The sequence below is a fragment of the Xenorhabdus cabanillasii genome (assembly GCF_003386665.1).
Taxonomy (GTDB): Bacteria; Pseudomonadota; Gammaproteobacteria; order Enterobacterales; family Enterobacteriaceae; genus Xenorhabdus; species Xenorhabdus cabanillasii.
Genome location: NZ_QTUB01000001.1, coordinates 1,723,160 through 1,741,571 on the forward strand (window position 1 = coordinate 1,723,160; position 18,412 = coordinate 1,741,571).

The window sequence follows — 18,412 nt, forward strand, 5'->3', positions numbered from 1 at the left end:
CATAAGCTGGATGCTGATGAACGATAAATACACTAACAGGCAAAGCGGATTTACATTGTTAGAGTTAATGGTAGCAATGATCTTAATTTCAATGAGTTTGCTCTGCGGATTGCATAGTTGGGTAAATTACCAGAGTGGTCTGCATTTACAATCAGCCGTGCAGAATGTGTTGTCTTTTATGGAAAGGCAACAGGCTCTGGCGAATTATATGAATCAGGAACGAACATTGTGGCTGGTGGCCGGGCAATCCTGGTGTCTTGTTTCCTCAGTTACCGCGAGCACAGATTGCGATGAAGGGGAAGGAGAGCGGGTCAGTTCACCACATGATGATGTGTCTTTAGTATCAACAACCAGTCAGAGAATTGATTTTTATGGTGTCAGAAATACCGCGATGCCAGCCAGCTTTGTACTGGCAAATTCTGCCGGAGAAATAAGTATCATCATTTCAGGGAGAGGGAGAATCAGAGCATGCAGTAATCATATAAATCAGCTTCCTGATTGTGGGGGCATCAAAAACTCATGATATGGGCTATAAGCTGTCTTAGGCGAAACTGTTTCAGGGAAAATCAGTCCGGTTTTTCCCTGCTGGAAGTTCTGGTTGCTATGTTGATTGGCAGCGTGATTTTTATTGCGATGGCAAAGAGTTATCCTGTTTTATCCGGCCAGATACTCGATCTCTACCGTCAATACCGTCTCCACTATCTGGTGAATCGGGTAGCACATATGATGGAAAAAGATCTCAGGCGGGCAGGCTATTGTCAGGACAGTAAATGGTGTAAAGGAGAAGCGTTGGTGATTCAAAATAAAAATACCGAAGCTACCAATTCTTGTTTTATTGTCGCTTTTGACCTTAATTTAAATAATCAATGGGAAGAACCTGAACACACAGCCTCTGAATTTTTTGGTTACCGATTAAATAATCGTGCTCTTGAATGGAAAAGAGGGGCAGGAAATTGTCAGGAAAATAACTGGGAACGGCTCTTTGATCCCAAAGAAATCACTATTGACGCTTTTCACCTTGAAAAATCACAGTCAGAAAATAGGCTGATATTTATAACATTGTCCATAAAAGCCAGTTGGGTGAAATCTCCTTCTGTTGCTTATCACTACCAAACCACAGTTCGGTTGCGCAACATAAGGAAATCATCTGGTGAATGACTTAGGGCAACGGCATAAAAACCAAAGAGGTAATGCTCTGTTGGTATCGGTTCTTATGATGCTGACATTAAGCTTAATGATGCTGAAAGCACTGCATTATCAACAGGAAAATGCCATGTTGATGATGTTTGATGAACAGAAATATCTGAATGCTTTTCAGCAGGCAGAGTCATCATTGGCATGGGGTTCAGTACAGTCATGGCCGCTTAATTCACGGGAGTTGGGAAACTGGCTCTGTTCACAGAAATCAGGATCTTATTTGCAAAGCTGCCTCAGGCGCTATCAGGATGATCTTTTCCTGTTAAAGGGAGTAGCGCCGTTTTCTGCCGGAGAACATCTTGAACTTTATCAATGGATGAAACAGATGAAAGGTTCAAATCAAGATACACTGATTCCTGTTAAAAGTGGTTGGTTGGATTTTTGTCCTGTCATACCGGTTGAATTTTGTTTATGAAAATATTTCGCAGGCATAAGCGGCAGGATGGCATAAGTTTGCCGGAAGTCATGGTGGCATCTGTCGTGTTTGCTGTCTCTCTGTTAGGTTTAATGCGTTACCATCAGGCACTGTTATCAAATTTCCAGCAGTATTGGTTACAACTTAAGGCAGTAAAACGGGCACATGAGCAGCTGGAACAATATGAGCCATTAAAAGGCAAGATGATCGGAGATGAAAAGGGATCACAACAAGGGTGGGAAACTGAGTTTCGACAGGAATTTCATCCATTGGGATGCTATCAGATAACGGTAACTGTGACAAAAAGCTATAATCCTTCAGGTAAATTAGAACGCTGGTTTTGTGCAAGTGGGAGGCATAAAACTAACATCTAGCATAGTCTACGCAATACGATTAATAAAAGTTAATTCAATAAATTAACTTCATTTCTATTCTATTCAAGTCTACCGTTGTCTTTCTAAGTATATACAATTTATTGTATATTATTTTGTATATAGTTTCCCTTTGCAATTTTTTCTATACAATTTGGTGAATTATGAAGCTGACAGATTTGACAATCAAACGAGCCAAACCAAAGGAAAAAGCTTATACATTGGCGGATGGCAACGGATTATCTTTATTGATTGATACCAATGGTTCCAAAGGCTGGCGTTATCGTTATCAATTTGCGGGTAAAACTAAAATGATCTCATTAGGTACTTACCCAGTAATCGCACTCACTGAAGCTAGAACCAAACGTGACGAAGCCAGAAAGTTAGTTGCTAATGGAATCAATCCCAGTGAAGTCAGAAAAGCTGAAAAAATATCTGCCGCAAACCTGATAGAAAATACCTTCAAAAATATAACATGTGAGTGGTACGAAAAAAGAAAAGACAGATGGGCAGCTTCCTACGCAATAGAAATGATGGAAACATTTGAAAAAGATGTTTTTCCCTACATAGGCAACAGGCCGATTGTTGAAATTAAGCCAATGGAGCTTATGGCTGTTTTATCAAAGTAGTATGATCGGGGAGCGACAGAAAAACTCCAAAAAATTCGCCAACGTTGTGGAGAAGTATGGCGATATGCAGTAGCTACAGGAAGAGCTGAATATAATCCTGCGCCTGATTTAGTGTCTGCTTTTGCTGCACATAAAAAAGGACACTTCCCATTTTTAAATGTTGATGAGATACATGAATTCTATAAAGCTTTAAATGCGTATACAGGTAGTTTTATTGTAAAGATGGGAATGCGTTTACAAATGATAATAGGTGTTCGCCCCGGTGAATTACGCAAAGCTGAATGGTCAGAAATTGATTTTAATAAAGCTCAATGGGAGATACCTGCCGAAAAAATGAAAATGCGCCGCCCTCATATTATCCCATTATCTAGACAGGCGATTAATATTTTAGAACAGATAAAACCCATTACAGGCCAAGGGAAATATGTATTTCAGGGCAGAATTAATCAAGCTCAATCAATGAGTGCAATGACATTAAATACATTAATCAGGCGCATCGGCTACGCAGGGCGCGTAACAGGCCACGGCTTCCGCCACACCATGAGTACTATCTTGCATGAACAAGGCTATAACACGGCCTGGATTGAAACTCAGCTTGCTCATGTTGATAAAAACAGCATCCGGGGAACTTACAATCACGCCCAATATCTGGAAGGGCGCAGGGAGATGATGCAATGGTATGCGGATTATATGGAGATGCTGGAACGGGGTGAAAATGTGCTGATCGGAAAATTTGGAAAAAGGGCGTAAAGATGCGGTGATTTTTTACGCATCTGTGCCCGGGGCACAAGAGCCTGTTTTTCATACTATCTACAGATGGTTGATAAAAGAACGTAAAGGTACGGTTGCTTTTTACACCACGTTGGCAGTGCCAACAGAGCTGTTTTTCATACAAATCATAGGGGTGTGGTGCTTTTTTAGCCGGTGTTGGCAGTGCCAACAAAGTTATTTTTTTATACAGCCTATGGAGGGTGGGTGTTTTCTAGGCTGTGTTGGAGGCTCCAACAGTGACCGATTTTCATACAGTATACAATTGTGGTGCTGATACTCCCTATAAACCGATAAATTTCACAAATGGAGTAAGCAATTAACGCTGTTCATTTAATCTTGCTTTTTAAATAATCCGCCTGTCATCAAACAACGTCCACGATGAGCGCTCAAGGACTCGGTAACAGGAGATAAATAATATGACAATGACAGCACCGAAAGAAAATCTTATTCGTTTGCCGGAAGTTCAGCGCAGAACGGGTTATAGCAAGGCGTGGATTTACAAATTGATCAGCGATGGAGAATTCCCGAAACAAATTAAACTCGGCTCTCGTTCTATCGCATTTATTGAATCAGAAATTGATAATTGGATTGCACAACGTATTGCAGGATCACGGGCAGCATAGCACCTAAAAGAACATGACATAAGAAACGTAATATAAAAAAACAACGCCCCAGAGTGCGCGAACACAACTGAGGCGTCTGACCAACAACCGTTATTAGGAGTAACGATGATGGCTGATATACAGCATACCCAAACTCACCCTAAATTTACATCTTCAGATAAGACAGCGCGTCAAAAACCGCTCGACCTGATCCAAACCGTGAAAAAATCTGCCATGTATCATTGGGGAAATCTTCTGCCTGCCTGTGGTATTGATATTCCGGCAAAAGATAAACATGGTGCCTGCCCTATTTGCGGCGGTACTGACCGTTTTCACTTTATCGATGATCACCATCATGGCAACTGGCATTGCCGCCAGTGTGATGCTCCGAACTATGGCGATGGGCTGGATTTAGTGGCAAAAACCAAAGGAATATCGATCACGGAGGCCGCGAAAATCATTGCCGGTGCGCTGGCATTGCCTTTACCGGAAATCAAGCCCGCCAGAGAAACCCACTGTGTGACACAGCCGATTGCCGACAAAGTGCAACATTGATGGCGCAGAGTGTCGCCGGAGAATCGCTTTATCTGGCTGCAAAAGGGCTTCAATACCCTAACCAAAGATTGTTGAAAGATGGCTCTTTGTTGCTTCCACTGACAACTTTGGACAAGAAAGTCACCGGTGCACTGCTTATCAGGCCGGATGGAAAAAGAAAACACCTGTTTGGTACTCAAAAGAAAGGAGCATTTATCGCTCTGTCTGAGCCGGGTGAACATCCTGACACGGTCATCATTACAGAGGGTTACGCTACTGCACTGACGGTCAGCCAGTTATATAATGGCCTGATTCTGGCGGCATTGGATGAGGGGAATTTATGCCCAGTGGCAAAAGCCGTTCGGGAGTACTGGCCGGACACAAAAATCATTATTGCAGCGGATAATGACTGGCACGAACCGGGCGAACGGGATAAAAACGGCAAACCCAAAAAGAATGTTGGTAAGATCTCGGCAGAAAAAGTAGCCCTTACGGTTAATGGTTGGGTGGCGTTACCACCGAATTCGGCTAAAGCTGATTGGGATGACTACCGCCAACAACACGGTGTAGAAACGGCAAAGCTGGCTTTTGCTCAGGGGCTTTATCAACCAACACAAATCCAACAAAAAGCAGACATTCAGCCCAATGATGCCGAACCGTCAAAACTGACCTTATGTCAGATGGGAGCCAGCCAGCGCGGAGAAGTGTTATTGGCACGTTATGACGGTGATCTGGCACTGGATGGCGCTTCGGAAACCGTACATCACTATGATGGTGTTATCTGGCGTCCGGTCAGCGACCGCGATTTACAGCGGGAAATGGTGGCGGCTTTTATGGAAGAGAAAATGCCGTACTCACCGCATGGCATTAGTGCTACCGTGGATGCCCTGAAATTACAGCCTCCCATGATGAACTCGCTAGAACGCCATTTAATCGGGTTCCGTAATGGGGTGTTTGATCTGAAAATCGGCCAGTTCCGGCCTCATCACAAACATGACTGGTTGCTGCTTGCTAACGACGTTGAATTCAATTCCCCCGTTTCGGGGGAAACCCTGCAAAGCCATGCACCTCAGTTTTGGCGCTGGCTCAACCGGGCAACCGCTAACTCTGAAAACAAAGCTGAAAGAGTGTTGGCTGCACTGTTTATGGTGCTGGCAAACCGTTACGACTGGCAGTTGTTTCTGGAAATCACCGGAGCGGGAGGCAGTGGCAAAAGCATCTTTGCTGAAATTTGCACGATGCTGGCAGGCAAAGGGAATACGGTTTCTGCCAGTATGGCCGCACTGGAAAACCCGCGGGATCGGGCGCTGATTGTCGGGTATTCTTTGATTATCCTGCCTGATCAGACCCGCTATGTGGGAGATGGCTCCGGCATCAAGGCGATTACGGGGGGTGATGAAGTTGCCATTGACCCGAAGCACAAACAGCCTTATTCAACCCACATTCCTGCTGTGGTGCTGGCAGTGAACAATAACGCCATGAGTTTCAGTGATCGCAGTGGCGGGGTATCGCGGCGTCGGGTGATTTTCAATTTTTCCGAAGTCGTGCCAGAAAATGAACGCGATCCGCTTTTACGGGATAAAATCGCGGCAGAACTGCCTATCATTATCCGGCAACTGCTGCATCGGTTCGCTGATCCACACACTGCAAGGCGTTTGTTGGCAGAGCAACAAAAATCTGGAGAGGCGCTAGATATCAAACGGGGTACAGATCCCTTGGTTGATTTTTGCGGCTATCTTGTTGCTTCTAATGAAGCCGATGGTCTGCTAATTGGCAATGCAGAGATTGTGCCGTTCAATCCCCGTAAATACCTTTATCACGCCTACCTTGCCTATATGAAAGGCCACAACCTGAACAAGCCGGTTTCTGTGACCCGATTCGGTATGGATATGCCGGGCGCATTGGCCGAGTACAGCCAGCACTACCTGCGTAAGAAAAGTAAACAGGGCATTCGCAGCAATCTGAACCTGAATATCGACACGGCTATCGAATGGATGCCTCAATTGGCAAGGGATAGCCTGCCAGAAGAATAATTTTTTTTCACCTTAATAATATTTCCTGAAAAATATAGAAAAGTGTTCAATACTGTTCACTCTGTTATTTAAATCATATATATCAATATATTGAAGGGTGAACAGTTATTTTTAAACTGTTCACAAGTCTTCACCCCTGTTCACCTTTTTCAGATTTAAAGGTGAAGGGTTGGGTGAAGAGTGGTGATGAGTTGGATTTCAAGTCATCACCCTTTAACAATATGAATTTAAATAAAAATATTTAGAGGTGAACAGGGTGAACAGTTTTATTCCTAATTCTTTAATAGCTAGCCATCGAATTTAATTACATATAAGGGAGAGGGAGATAAAAAAGGTTTTTCTGGCTGGTATTGTGTTTTTCCACATCTCTGGTTTGCCTGGTTAATGTATTAGCCAGACAAAACAGAGAAGACAAGCGCGCAGCGCGTCAGTGAGGTTTTTATCTGTTGTATTACGTTAAATTGGCATTAGGTAATTATCCGATTTTATTTAGTCAGAGAAGTTCATCACAATTTTCCTGATGTGCTTTTATTCGTACTGGAACATATAAGTAATTTTGTTATACCCTGCTCCGCTGTATCCAAAATAGACAGTTGTAATTTTATTAGTAAATTATTTTTACCATTCAGGCACTAGATAAGGATTGATACATCCAAAGATTATGGAGAGCACAAATGAGCAGGGTAATAGATAAAATCAATCAACTACTTGATCGCTCAGGTTTAATATTTACTCTGATTACGGATAATTTACCCGAACAAACCTTTGCTGTCGTGGATTTTTCCTTACAGGAGTCACTGTCTTCCCCCTTTCGGCTGAAAGCCACACTGACCTGTAAAACCCCGGAGATTAACTTTTCCGATGTCCTCGATAGAAATGCCGCTTTTGCCGTGCATCGCAATGGACAAGTTGAACGGCAAATCACCGGGATGATCACCCAGTTTTCACTGCTTTCTACCGGGCGACATTGCAGCCACTACCATATCACACTACAGCCTCCTTTATGGCGTGCATCATTGCGTGTCAATAGCCGAATTTTCCAAAATCAGTCCGTTGTGGATATTGTGGAAAGCCTGCTCAGAGAAAACGGCGTGCGTAGTTTTTTCTTCGCGCTGGGTTATAAACACCCGCCACGGGAATTTTGCGTTCAGTACGATGAAAGCGATCTGGCCTTTATTCAGCGCTTACTGGCTGATGAGGGTATTTTTTACTACTTCACCTTCGATCAGGAACAGCACGAACAACGTATTGTTTTTCACGATTCCTGTCTGTCCCTCAATCAGGTCATCAGTGTCCCTTACCGCCCCGAAGCTGATGTCACGGGTGGAACACCCTGTATTCACCAATTTAGCTGGTCAGAGCACGTTGGAGTTGCCAATATCACCACCAAAGACAGAACGTTTAAGAACCCACGCTGGAACCGGGAATTCGGGTACGAAGGGCGCAATCTTGATCATCAGCGGATACTGAACAGCTATCATTATTACGATTTCCCCAGCCGTTTTAAAGATGATGATTTAGGCCAGCGGGCAAGCCAGTATCGTCTGGAATACCTGCGCCGGGATACGCAGCTTGGTAACGGCCATGGTGATTGTTTTGACATGTGGCCGGGACAATTGTTTAACCTAGATGATCACCCCAGAGAGGCTTTTAACGACCAATGGCAGCTTATTCATATCACGCATTCCGGGCGGCAGCCACAGGCAGATGAAACCCAGTCCGGTGAGGGCGGTACATGGTTGTCTAACCAATTTACCTTCACCACCCGAAAAAACTCTTATCGTCCTTCTCCCTATCCAAAACCCAAAATGGAGGGGCCACATATTGCCACGGTCGTTGGGCCGGAAGGGGAAGAAATCTTCTGTGACGAACACGGGCGAGTCCGTATCCAGTTTGACTGGGACAGGTACGGAGATTTTAACGATCAAAGCTCTTGCTGGGTACGGGTCAGTCAGGCGTGGGCAGGGCAATTAATGGGCATGATTGCCATTCCCCGTATTGGGCACGAAGTCTTGGTGGATTTTGTCCACGGCGATCCCGACCAGCCGATTATTGTCGGGCGGGCTTATCATGCCAACAATATTCCACCAAACCGCCTGCCAATGGCGAAAACTCAAATGTCGATCCGTTCGAAAACCCACAAAGGTGATGGATTTAACGAACTGCGCTTTGAGGATGAGAAAGATCGCGAAGAAGTATTTATTCATGCGCAGAAAAACCTTGCCATTCAGGTACGCAATTCGCGGGGAGAACGCATTAACTATGATCGCACAACCAGCATCGGTCATGACGATGAACTAGTGATAGCCAATAACCGTAAAATCACCGTAGAAGGTCAGCAGGATCATAAAACCACTGGCAATTATATTGAGCAGATTGACGGTGACCGCTCATTACAGCTCAAAGGCGATCTGGCTGAAAAAATTCAGGGGGTATTCAGCGTGGATGCCCAGGGCGATCTTACCCTGCAAAGTGGCAGCAAAATTACCCTGAGTGTCGGCGGGAGTTTTGTTGTGCTTCATGCCGGTGGTATTGATATCAAAGGTGCAGCGATCAACCTGAACTCAGGTGGCAGCCCCGGTGATTTACTGGCACCTGCTAATCCTGCCATCCTGCTTGCAGCGGCAAGTGAAGGTTCGATGTTTGTCGCTCACTGCCCAATGAAAGAGAAGGAAAAACAGGAATGAGTCAGGAAAAGCTTTATGCCATTATTGATGGTGCCGCAGAACCCGATCTGTTTTTGATGCTGGAGCGTTATGACCCGCCTTCCGCCTGCCTTTATGGCGAACCTCTCCAGCCAGAACTGGTTAAAATCGCCCCTTATCTGGTACAGGTGGATGAAAAAGTTAAAATCTGGCTGGAATGCCGCAAAACACCGTGGGGAATTTTCGTCCACAGTGCAGCAGATATGAAAACCGTACGCCAGCATTTACGGAAATACCTGCAAGTCCTGCTTCCTCAGCAGGAAAAACCCGTTTTTTTCGTTTTTACGATCCACGTAATATCTGGGATTTTCTCGGAGTATTGAGTGACTGGGAAGTACACTGCTTTTTGGGACCTATCACACAGATTACGACACTTTATCTTGAAAAAGAACACACGGATAACTTTGCCAAAATCAGAGAGCCCTTTCCTGACAATGCCAAAGGAAAATATAAGATTTTTAAAATCAGCGAAGAACAATATGAATTGATAGAAATAAAGCAAAAAGAGAAGTATTTACAAAAGCTTCAATCAATTTTGCTATCTGAACTGACAGAGATAAGAAAAAGTATAAGTATTGTTAACTCAATGCCATTTTTAGCTTTTTTCTATGATTATCTTATTGATGAAAAAATAACAAACACTCGTTCTATGGAAGGAATTCTTAAAAAAGTGATCAGAGAAGACGATTTTGATATTGATGAGTTTGATAAATCCATTTTAGCCAGACTTGCTGATGATGGAACTCCCGGCTGGTATAGGGCAAATCAGTTTATTTATGATATTGAGGAATAATAGAAATGGATACTGTTGTTGGGACTAATGCAGGAAAAGCTTGTGCAACATGTGATACACCACCATCTTGCACTCATAAATATGAAATAAAAGGAGAGTCAGAAACTCATCTCAACTTTCCAGAAAAGCACAAGATGTTCGAAGTGATTAATATCATTTCAGAGAAAAGAGAATATACACTTACTTCGAAGCTAACACCTGTCAAATGTATAAGTGAGAAATTAAATTGCCCTAGAACTTATATATACTCACAAGACAACAAAGAAAAATTCGAATTATACCCCAAGCATAAAAGTTCGACTTATACTATTAAGAGCGATGCAAAATTACCTGAAATGAATATTTGGGATAAAATTCAAAGTTTATTTACATCATGGGATAATAGTATAGAAGGAAAAACGTATTATTCACAAACCACTGATTGTTCAGGGTTGGTACAAAGTACGCAAATTAATGTGTATCCCAAATATTCAATTTCAGCATCTCTCGACATAGGGGTTACTACTAATGTTAAGGATCATATTGAAGCAAAACGCTCCGATTATTCTAAAGAAGAATTAGAAAAATTAAAAAAAGAGCTAAAAGTTGAAAGATGGAACCAAATTGGAAAATATATTCATGAAAGAGAATATACAATAGATTTCAGTTGTTCAGATAATTTCTTTGATGAAGAAAATAACTTTGAATTAACCCCATATGAAAAAAAGAAAAAAATATGGAAACATAAAAATTCAATAGTTGAAAGATTAAGAAAATCCATAGAAAATATGGGGGATAAGATTTTTAAAAAAGCAGGAGGGAATCTTGGTATAAAAGAGGTATTATTAAATGGTCCTAATATATCAATCGAAGGAAAAAAGGAATTAGTACTTATTGATTCACTTCCTGATTTTCAGTATGACTGGAAACTTTCCTTTTCTCCTTTATTTGGAATGACAATAAAAATTGATATGATTAACGTAATAATTGCAATATTAGGAACACCAAGAGCAGGAAGATACTGGAGAGAACTACGGGAGACAATGGAAGAACAACTTGAGAAAGTAAATGACCCGAAAAATAAATTATCTGGTGGAGCTATATTTTATATAGATCTTACTATAGATGGTGAATTATTAAATACAGACTTCAAATTAACAAAGAAAAACAAAGAAATAGAACCTATAGGAGAGATCGGGGGTAGCTTAGGTTTAGAGTTGAGTGTTGGAGTTGAAGCTGGAGCAAAAATTTTGTTTATTGAAGGATTATTCACAGCATATGGGGAAGTGGAAACAAAAATTTCAACTGGTCTAATATGTGATAAATCAGGGTTAGGAATTACTTTTTCTCATGAAGGGTTAAAGTTAATTATTGAATCAGAGGTAAAAGCAGGATTCAAAAGAAAAAGCAAAAATAATAAAGTCAGTCAAGAAAGCCTAGAAGAATATGATAGCGGGGGTGACTTATGGAGTAAAAAATTAGCAAAAATTGAAGTGCCCATTGCTGATAAAGATGAAATGGATCCTATTTATTTTATTGACTTCAAAAAAATCTAAGAAAGTTATGATTAATAAAATCAATATTTTTGTTTTTTTGTTTTTTTGTTTTCTCTCTAAAGGTTATGCTATGAACATAGAAATTGAACCAACGGATTATAGGCTAGACATTAAATTAAAAAAATGTGCTATGGATGTTTTTGTAAATGATCTTATAGTGACATCATATTACGGAAATGGTCCCATGAATACCTTAATTGGAATAGGTGAATATCTAAAACCTAAAAAAAACAAAATTAGATTTGTTGTTAAATCATCAAACAATCAGGGAGGTTACTTTGATAAGGGAGCACTTTGCCAACTTACTTTAAAAGCAAGAGAAAGAAATTTAGATACTCATCTTTTGGATTTTATTAGCATAAAATATAACCCTAATGATAACATCGAACATAATAAATCTTTTTCATCTCTAAATATAACTTTCGGAACTAATGAATGGGGGAAAATGCTACCTAGTGAGGGGATAATTTACCATAATGATAAACACCTTTATGAATACACGCAACAATTTGATATAAAAGAAAATTATTCCACATGGATGTGGGTTAACTCCGCTCAATTTTCAAAAGATAAAAAAGTGGTTAATTTTCTACCAGAACCATATCAAAATTTACTCCAATCCTCTTATCAAGAATACTGGAACCTACTAAATTCAAAAGATATATCAGGATTGAAAAGAACCCATAAAGAAATGCTAAATGAATCGGTAAAAGCCAATGGTGGTAGTATACAGTCATATTTTTCTTCTCTGGGATTTGAAAGTACATTAAACGATAATATGCTAAAACTACAGCCTATAGATTTTAGTGAATCTAAAATAAAAATCGCTTTAGATGGTAGAGTAGTATATATGAGTCCATCTCCTATTAGATATTTAGATATAGAGGATGATACAATTTTACTTATATCTCCAAAATTCCGTTTCGATGGAAATAGATTCATTGTGGCGCGATAATTAAAATACTAAGAGGACGCAAATCTAAAAAACTGCGCTCCTCTTTTCAAAGAAATTTGGAAAAACATATATGGGTAACGCAGTCAAAATTGGTGATATCGGCACAGAACACGGCGATTGTCCGGCAACCCCTGTCATTACTGGTGCCAACAGTGTCAAGATTGATGGTGCTTATCTCGCCCGGCAGGGAGATACCCTACAATCACATTCATCCCATTCTCGGACTATAGCTGGTGGTTCAGGTTCAGTTTTTATTGAGGGAAGACCAGCCGCCAGAACGGGAGATGCCGTTGATTGCGGTGGCGTTGTTATTGGTGGTGGCAGTGTAAATATTGGCTGAGAGTATTTGATGAGATGGTGGTTAACACATTGAATAATAATAATTTAAATTCGTAAAATCAGCGTTTTCATTGCCACAATATAAAGAATCTGATAGTCTGAACCAGTTCATCAATGCTTCTAATAGTCTGGAAGGAAGCGCTTTCGAGTGACTATGAAAAACTCCCGTAGCCTGCAAGGGAGAGCATTGCAATGCGGTACATCTGCGCACTTTTGGAAGCAGATATCGTCAGACAGATAACACACTGTCTGACGATTAAAGTCTTCCGGTTATGTTATCACCGGTTTATCACTCACGTAGAGCAGTCCCCCTGCCACGTTTACCATAACAATTTTACCCTGCACGAATCTTAATCTACATTTTGATTCACGCACGATAAACGTCCTGAAAACTGCGCGGCGTCACTTGCGCATGAGCGGAGCGATTACCAAGTGACGCCGCTGGGCAGCCAACATCCAGAGCACAACCAGGCTGGCTTTTCGACCAATTTGAACCCTGTATTACTGGATGACAGCGCTTTTATGGGCACTTTTTCACCTCTTACCGACTTATTCCGTTTGTTTTTCACTCACTGCCTTGCAACAGGCCGATGCCGTAAAAAAGGAGAAATCACACCACGTCACGATTAATGAGGCGTTCATCCTGAGCTGATCAGGCACTGAACGGGGAGTATTCCATCGTCGTGCTGAGCACGTAACGAACTCCTGCAAAAACTCAACACAATTCTCGCCCTGCTACACATTATCTGATGCACCACGGAACGGTGAACCTAACCGACACGCAGGGAATGTTTCGAAATGAGTAAAATAAGTCTGAAAAACACAGGGGAAATACGGATAGCGAAGCGATCACGAACGAGAATAAACAACAACGATTAATTTAGCCGTCCGTATTCTTCCCCTGAGTTTGTGTAATCACTGAGGACAGGATTCACTGCGCCTTTACCTACAAAAGAGTCTCACTCTCAGTTTGGTCACGCAGGGATCAACTGAATTTAAAGTACACAGGTACTGCGCTAAGCGGGTTGATAGTCGTTCAACTTAGCGGTTCAGTTATTGAGTTAGATAAAACAATCAGTTAAAGTAATTCCGCCATTGGCACAATCCAATGGTAAGGTTTAGCAGCCTTGAAGAGTAACCCCGCTGGTAGGAATCTCTACCAGTGGTGCTTGCTATCACCCTTTCAATGGTGATTCAGGTAGGGGAGGCTTCGGCCTCGCCGGTTGGTTACTCCCGGTCTGCTAACCCTGCTTGAATCGCCACCATCAATATTCATTAGTGGAAAGGGGTAGCAGGAATGATTGAAATTAAAAAAGACTGGCATCAGGCCGACATTATCGCCGCATTACGTAAACGTGGTACAACCTTAGCGGCAGTTTCCCGTGACGCGGGACTATGTTCTTCTACATTAGCAAATGTGTTATCACGCCCTTGGCCGAAAGGTGAATGGATTGTTGCAAATTTCCTCGGCATTCACCCCGCAGAAATTTGGCCTAGTCGTTATGTAGATATGTACGGTAACTTTGTTGAGCGCAGACCACGAGCAGAATCAAATCGATAATTATTCTAATATCGCAATATCAGGGAAATAGTCACTTCATTAAATAATTTTATGTATTATCACTTGATGAGGTGACACTATAGCCTAACTGTCCTCTTCAATAGTTTTCGGTGAAATACACCCCAACACTTTTCACAAAATAGAAACGCTTGGCGTACTGACTTTGCCCTATCAGTTTTTATTTGCGCAATTCTTATTGATACCTACAAAGTGCTCTCCTCTCTAAGAGGGCTGCCGGTCAGATGAAAAATATCTTCCGGTTGCTATTATTACGTTTGCAGCGAACTGATTAACCACTGTCGATATTTCAAATCGCAGTAGTGAAAAATCACGATGTTGTTTGAAACGGATGCGTGACAAAATAACGGATAGTTTATAAAGAGGGTTATTATTGGATGATATTTCACCATATATAATGGTTTATAAGAGTGATGTTATCTTAGGAAAGTATATAAGATAAAAAGCCCAGCGATGGTTTAATTTGTATAGAAATTCGTATAGATTTGGATGGGTTAATTATAAATATCATTTAATATCAGTATATTGATTGGGTTGTTCTATTCCAGTGGGGCATTGATGTTTAAAGTTTATCATTCAAATCAACTCGATATCCTGAAAGAGTTGATGGCGATATTTATCAGGGAAAATCCCCTCGCTAACCCATTTGACAAAGAAGTGATCCTGGTGCAAAGCCCCGGTATGTCACAGTGGCTGCAAATTCAACTGGCAGAGAAACTGGGAATTGCTGCAAATATGGAATTTCCTTTGCCGGCAAAGTTTATCTGGCAGATGTTTACACAGGTATTGCCTGATGTTCCCAAAGAGGGGGCATTCAGCAAAGATGCCATGAAATGGAAGCTGATGACACTTTTACCCAGCCTGTTAACAGAGCCTGAGTTTGTGGCACTCAGGCATTATCTCGATCAGGATAATGATAAACGTAAGATACACCAGTTGGCTGGCAGGGTTGCTGACCTGTTTGACCAATACCTGGTTTATCGTCCTCAATGGCTGGAGAGCTGGGAAAGTGGGCAACTCGTTGATGGACTCAATGCGCATCAGGAATGGCAGAAACGGTTATGGATCGAGTTGATAGAGTACACGTATCAACTACAGCAACCTCTGTGGCATCGTGCCAACTTATATCATCGATTTATTTCAGCATTGGAAGATGGAAATTTTCCACAGGAAAAACTGCCTTCACGGATCTTTATTTGTGGCATATCTTCTTTACCACCCACCTACCTGCAAGTATTCAAGGCACTAGGTAAGCAGATTGATATCCACCTGATGTTCACTAACCCGTGCCAATATTATTGGGGTGATATTCAGAATTACGCATTTCTTGCCAAGTTGAACAGTCGTAAACCCAGACATTACCGCAGCCAGCAATCATTAGAACGGTTCAGAGATCCAGATAATGCGTCATCCCTTTTTAATGAAGAAGGGGAACAGAATCTGAGTAATCCTTTACTGGCTTCATGGGGAAAATTAGGAAGAGATAATCTTTACCTGTTGTCCCAGTTGGAGCCGGATGCTGACATCCATGCTTTTGTTGAACTGGAGCCAGATTGTATTCTGCATCAGCTCCAGCGGGATATCCTGCATCTTGAAGATCATGCCCAAATTGGCTCTACAGAAAGTACATTCAAAAACAGTCTGAAAAAACGACAGATTGTCTGGGGAGATCGTTCTTTGTCTTTTCATTCGTGTCACAGTCCACAGAGAGAAGTCGAAGTTTTGCAGGATCAAATACTGCGTCTGTTAGATGATAACCCTTCTCTGACTCCGCGGGACATTATCGTCATGATGGCCGATATCGACAATTATACGCCCTATATTCAGGCCGTATTCGGTAACGCACCGGATGAACGTTATATTCCTTTTGCCATTTCTGATCGTAAAGCCCGTCAGGCTCATCCGGTATTGCAGGCTTTTATTACTCTATTGGATTTACCTCAGAGCCGTTTTACAGCCGAGCAGGTATTAGCATTATTGGAAGTGCCTTCTTTGGCTGATAAGTTCGCAATTCAGGAAGATGGGCTACGTTTATTGCGGCGTTGGGTAAAGGAATCCGGTATCTGCTGGGGGCTGGATGATGACAATATTGAAGCGCTGTCATTACCTGCCACGGGGCAGAATACCTGGCATTTTGGTTTGACACGCATGTTGCTGGGTTATGCAATGGACAGCCACGCAGGCCCGTGGAATGAGGTTTTACCTTATGATGAATCCAGTGGCCTTGCCGCAGAGCTGGCCGGGCAACTGGCTGAGTTTTTGATGGAATTAAATCGCTGGCGCAGGCTCCTGAGTGAAGAGCAATCCTTGACGGACTGGCTTGGCATTTGTCCACAATTGCTGGAAACCTTTTTTATTACGGATAATGAAACCGAGCTGGTATTGGCATTGATCACCCAGCAATGGCAGAAGGTGATTGAGAATGGTCTGCATGCACATTATGGCAAAAAGATCCCCCTGATCTTACTGCGTGATGAGTTAGCTCTTCGTTTTGATGATGAGAAGATCAGCCAACGTTTTCTGGCGGGTTCCCTGAATTTCTGTACTCTGATGCCAATGCGCTCTATTCCCTTTAAGGTTGTTTGTTTGTTGGGAATGAATGATGGTATTTATCCGCGAACAATTCCACCGCTTGGCTTTGATCTGATGACAGAAAAAAGCCAGAGAGGGGACAGGAAACGGCGTGACGATGACCGTTATCTGTTTCTGGAAGCACTGATGTCAGCGGAAGCGTGTTTGTATATTAGTTACATTGGTAAATCAATTCGCGACGATACAGAATGTAACCCTTCTGTATTGGTCAACGAACTGTTGGATTATGCTTGCCAGAGTTGTTGCTTGCCGGGAGATGAGATGCTCAATGTGGATGACAGTGCAAAAAAAGTCAGAAATCATCTGTTGCGGCAGCATACGCGTGTTCCTTTTGCCACGGAAAACTTTCAACCCGATCATGAGCTGCAAAGTTATGCGGTTGAATGGCTAGCGGCGGCCAGTTTGCAAGGCATTTCCCCCGTTAATTTTGGTCAGCCGTTAGATTGCGATACTCGTGAGATAACAGAAGTGACATTGGATGATCTGGTTCGTTTTTATCGTCATCCGGTCAGGGCGTTTTTTCAGCAAAAATTGAAAGTCCATTTTGTTATCGAAGAAACGGAATTACCTGAGGAAGAACCCTTTGTATTGGATCATTTGCAACGTTATCAATTCAATCAATTGTTATTGAACATTTTGCTTGAGCAGGGGCAACCTGAGTCATTGTTTTATCACCTCCGTGCATCAGGTGGGTTGCCACACGGGGCATTTGGTGAGGTATATTGGCTGAATCAGCTTGAGGCGATGCAGCCATTGGCACAGAAGGTACGAGAAGAGAGAATGGACTCTTCTTTCATAGCGTTACGCCATGAATTAGACACTGTTACTCTGACCGGAAAAATTAACCAAGTTCAATCTGATGGAATTTTATGTTGGCGTCCGGCGAACTTAACTGCCAATGATGGTATCCAACTATGGATTGAGCATCTTGCCTACTGCTTCTCAGGAGGAGAAGGTGAAAGTCGCATGTATGGAAGGGAAAGCAGTGCATGGCGTTTTTCACCATTGACAACCGATGAAGCCAAGAACCATCTGAATCAGTTGGTTGCAGGCTATTTTCAAGGGATGTCCGAGCCTCTTCCTCTGTTCTGCCGAAGCGGTTGGGCATGGCTGGAGGCTTGTTACGACAAGGAAAGCCAGCAGATCAACTTTAGTGAGGAAGCTCAGCAAAAAGCGGAAAGCAAATTAATGCAGCAATGGCTGGGAACACAAGGAAAAAAGGGTGAATTTAATGATGCTTATACTCAAAGAGCTTTCAGACAGGTGGATCAATCATTTTGGATACGTATGAAACGCGAAGTACAGAACTACTTGTTGCCTATGGCGTACTATTTAAAGAAAAAATAGGGAGAATATTAGGTC

At 42.2% G+C, this 18,412-nt stretch carries 16 protein-coding genes and 1 pseudogene; all 17 read left to right on the forward strand.

The annotated features are described in order from the left end of the window. The first annotated feature begins 16 nt into the window (after positions 1 to 16). Complete coding sequence (locus BDD26_RS08215; protein ID WP_115827517.1) at positions 17 to 523, forward strand: prepilin peptidase-dependent protein; 507 nt, start codon at positions 17 to 19, stop codon at positions 521 to 523. Continuing rightward, a complete protein-coding gene (locus tag BDD26_RS08220) occupies positions 520 to 1,158 on the forward strand; it encodes a prepilin peptidase-dependent protein (protein WP_038259856.1) in 639 nt (212 codons plus the stop codon). Before BDD26_RS08215 ends, BDD26_RS08220 begins: the two co-directional genes overlap by 4 nt. Further along, positions 1,151 to 1,612, forward strand: coding sequence for a YgdB family protein (locus BDD26_RS08225; protein WP_244922689.1), 462 nt, complete (start codon positions 1,151 to 1,153; stop codon positions 1,610 to 1,612). The genes BDD26_RS08220 and BDD26_RS08225 overlap by 8 nt, the downstream gene beginning before the upstream one ends. Continuing rightward, on the forward strand, positions 1,609 to 1,986 hold the full coding sequence (locus BDD26_RS08230; protein WP_115826200.1) for a prepilin-type N-terminal cleavage/methylation domain-containing protein: 378 nt from the start codon (positions 1,609 to 1,611) through the stop codon (positions 1,984 to 1,986). Before BDD26_RS08225 ends, BDD26_RS08230 begins: the two co-directional genes overlap by 4 nt. Positions 1,987 to 2,147: 161 nt before the next feature. Continuing rightward, positions 2,148 to 3,362 (forward strand): annotated as a pseudogene (locus BDD26_RS08235) (tyrosine-type recombinase/integrase). 437 nt (positions 3,363 to 3,799) lie between these two features. Then, the gene (locus BDD26_RS08240) at positions 3,800 to 4,006 is read left to right on the forward strand and encodes a helix-turn-helix transcriptional regulator (protein WP_012987855.1); all 207 of its coding nucleotides are present in this window, start codon (positions 3,800 to 3,802) and stop codon (positions 4,004 to 4,006) included. 105 nt (positions 4,007 to 4,111) lie between these two features. Continuing rightward, positions 4,112 to 4,540: a primase-helicase zinc-binding domain-containing protein gene (locus BDD26_RS20620; RefSeq protein WP_342353459.1), complete on the forward strand. Its 429-nt coding sequence runs from the start codon at positions 4,112 to 4,114 to the stop codon at positions 4,538 to 4,540. Continuing rightward, complete coding sequence (locus BDD26_RS08245) at positions 4,540 to 6,552, forward strand: DUF5906 domain-containing protein (RefSeq protein ID WP_342353460.1); 2,013 nt, start codon at positions 4,540 to 4,542, stop codon at positions 6,550 to 6,552. Before BDD26_RS20620 ends, BDD26_RS08245 begins: the two co-directional genes overlap by 1 nt. Before the next feature lie 674 nt (positions 6,553 to 7,226). Then, positions 7,227 to 9,239 carry a type VI secretion system Vgr family protein gene (locus BDD26_RS08250; RefSeq protein ID WP_115826202.1) on the forward strand — a complete coding sequence of 671 codons (2,013 nt, stop codon included), beginning with the start codon at positions 7,227 to 7,229 and terminating at the stop codon, positions 9,237 to 9,239. Further along, complete coding sequence (locus tag BDD26_RS08255) at positions 9,236 to 9,580, forward strand: DUF4123 domain-containing protein (protein ID WP_115826205.1); 345 nt, start codon at positions 9,236 to 9,238, stop codon at positions 9,578 to 9,580. Before BDD26_RS08250 ends, BDD26_RS08255 begins: the two co-directional genes overlap by 4 nt. Beyond that, on the forward strand, positions 9,577 to 10,050 hold the full coding sequence (locus BDD26_RS08260; protein ID WP_115826207.1) for a hypothetical protein: 474 nt from the start codon (positions 9,577 to 9,579) through the stop codon (positions 10,048 to 10,050). The genes BDD26_RS08255 and BDD26_RS08260 overlap by 4 nt, the downstream gene beginning before the upstream one ends. A gap of 5 nt (positions 10,051 to 10,055) precedes the next feature. Beyond that, positions 10,056 to 11,585, forward strand: a complete 1,530-nt coding sequence (locus BDD26_RS08265; protein WP_115826209.1) for a hypothetical protein — start codon at positions 10,056 to 10,058, stop codon at positions 11,583 to 11,585. A gap of 70 nt (positions 11,586 to 11,655) precedes the next feature. Beyond that, entirely contained in the window at positions 11,656 to 12,540 is an 885-nt protein-coding gene (locus BDD26_RS08270) for a hypothetical protein (RefSeq protein ID WP_147299007.1), read from the forward strand. Positions 12,541 to 12,610: 70 nt separating this feature from the next. Then, positions 12,611 to 12,880, forward strand: coding sequence for a PAAR domain-containing protein (locus BDD26_RS08275; protein WP_115826213.1), 270 nt, complete (start codon positions 12,611 to 12,613; stop codon positions 12,878 to 12,880). 431 nt (positions 12,881 to 13,311) lie between these two features. Then, positions 13,312 to 13,509: a hypothetical protein gene (locus tag BDD26_RS08280; RefSeq protein WP_115826215.1), complete on the forward strand. Its 198-nt coding sequence runs from the start codon at positions 13,312 to 13,314 to the stop codon at positions 13,507 to 13,509. 667 nt (positions 13,510 to 14,176) lie between these two features. Continuing rightward, a complete protein-coding gene (locus tag BDD26_RS08285) occupies positions 14,177 to 14,440 on the forward strand; it encodes a helix-turn-helix domain-containing protein (RefSeq protein WP_115826217.1) in 264 nt (87 codons plus the stop codon). Between the two features lie 576 nt (positions 14,441 to 15,016). Then, complete coding sequence (recC, locus tag BDD26_RS08290) at positions 15,017 to 18,397, forward strand: exodeoxyribonuclease V subunit gamma (protein WP_115826219.1); 3,381 nt, start codon at positions 15,017 to 15,019, stop codon at positions 18,395 to 18,397. Positions 18,398 to 18,412: the final 15 nt, after the last annotated feature.

Excerpts from the sequence above, each read along its gene's own strand:
- BDD26_RS08215 (WP_115827517.1), top strand. The coding sequence starts at position 17 with ATGAACGATAAATACACTAACAGGCAAAGCGGATTTACATTGTTAGAG.
- BDD26_RS08250 (WP_115826202.1), top strand. The coding sequence starts at position 7,227 with ATGAGCAGGGTAATAGATAAAATCAATCAACTACTTGATCGCTCAGGT.
- BDD26_RS08285 (WP_115826217.1), top strand. The coding sequence starts at position 14,177 with ATGATTGAAATTAAAAAAGACTGGCATCAGGCCGACATTATCGCCGCA.
- BDD26_RS08270 (WP_147299007.1), top strand. The coding sequence starts at position 11,656 with ATGAACATAGAAATTGAACCAACGGATTATAGGCTAGACATTAAATTA.
- BDD26_RS08275 (WP_115826213.1), top strand. The coding sequence starts at position 12,611 with ATGGGTAACGCAGTCAAAATTGGTGATATCGGCACAGAACACGGCGAT.
- BDD26_RS08240 (WP_012987855.1), top strand. The coding sequence starts at position 3,800 with ATGACAATGACAGCACCGAAAGAAAATCTTATTCGTTTGCCGGAAGTT.
- BDD26_RS08245 (WP_342353460.1), top strand. The coding sequence starts at position 4,540 with ATGGCGCAGAGTGTCGCCGGAGAATCGCTTTATCTGGCTGCAAAAGGG.
- BDD26_RS20620 (WP_342353459.1), top strand. The coding sequence starts at position 4,112 with ATGATGGCTGATATACAGCATACCCAAACTCACCCTAAATTTACATCT.
- BDD26_RS08220 (WP_038259856.1), top strand. The coding sequence starts at position 520 with ATGATATGGGCTATAAGCTGTCTTAGGCGAAACTGTTTCAGGGAAAAT.
- BDD26_RS08255 (WP_115826205.1), top strand. The coding sequence starts at position 9,236 with ATGAGTCAGGAAAAGCTTTATGCCATTATTGATGGTGCCGCAGAACCC.
- recC (WP_115826219.1), top strand. The coding sequence starts at position 15,017 with ATGTTTAAAGTTTATCATTCAAATCAACTCGATATCCTGAAAGAGTTG.
- BDD26_RS08265 (WP_115826209.1), top strand. The coding sequence starts at position 10,056 with ATGGATACTGTTGTTGGGACTAATGCAGGAAAAGCTTGTGCAACATGT.
- BDD26_RS08230 (WP_115826200.1), top strand. The coding sequence starts at position 1,609 with ATGAAAATATTTCGCAGGCATAAGCGGCAGGATGGCATAAGTTTGCCG.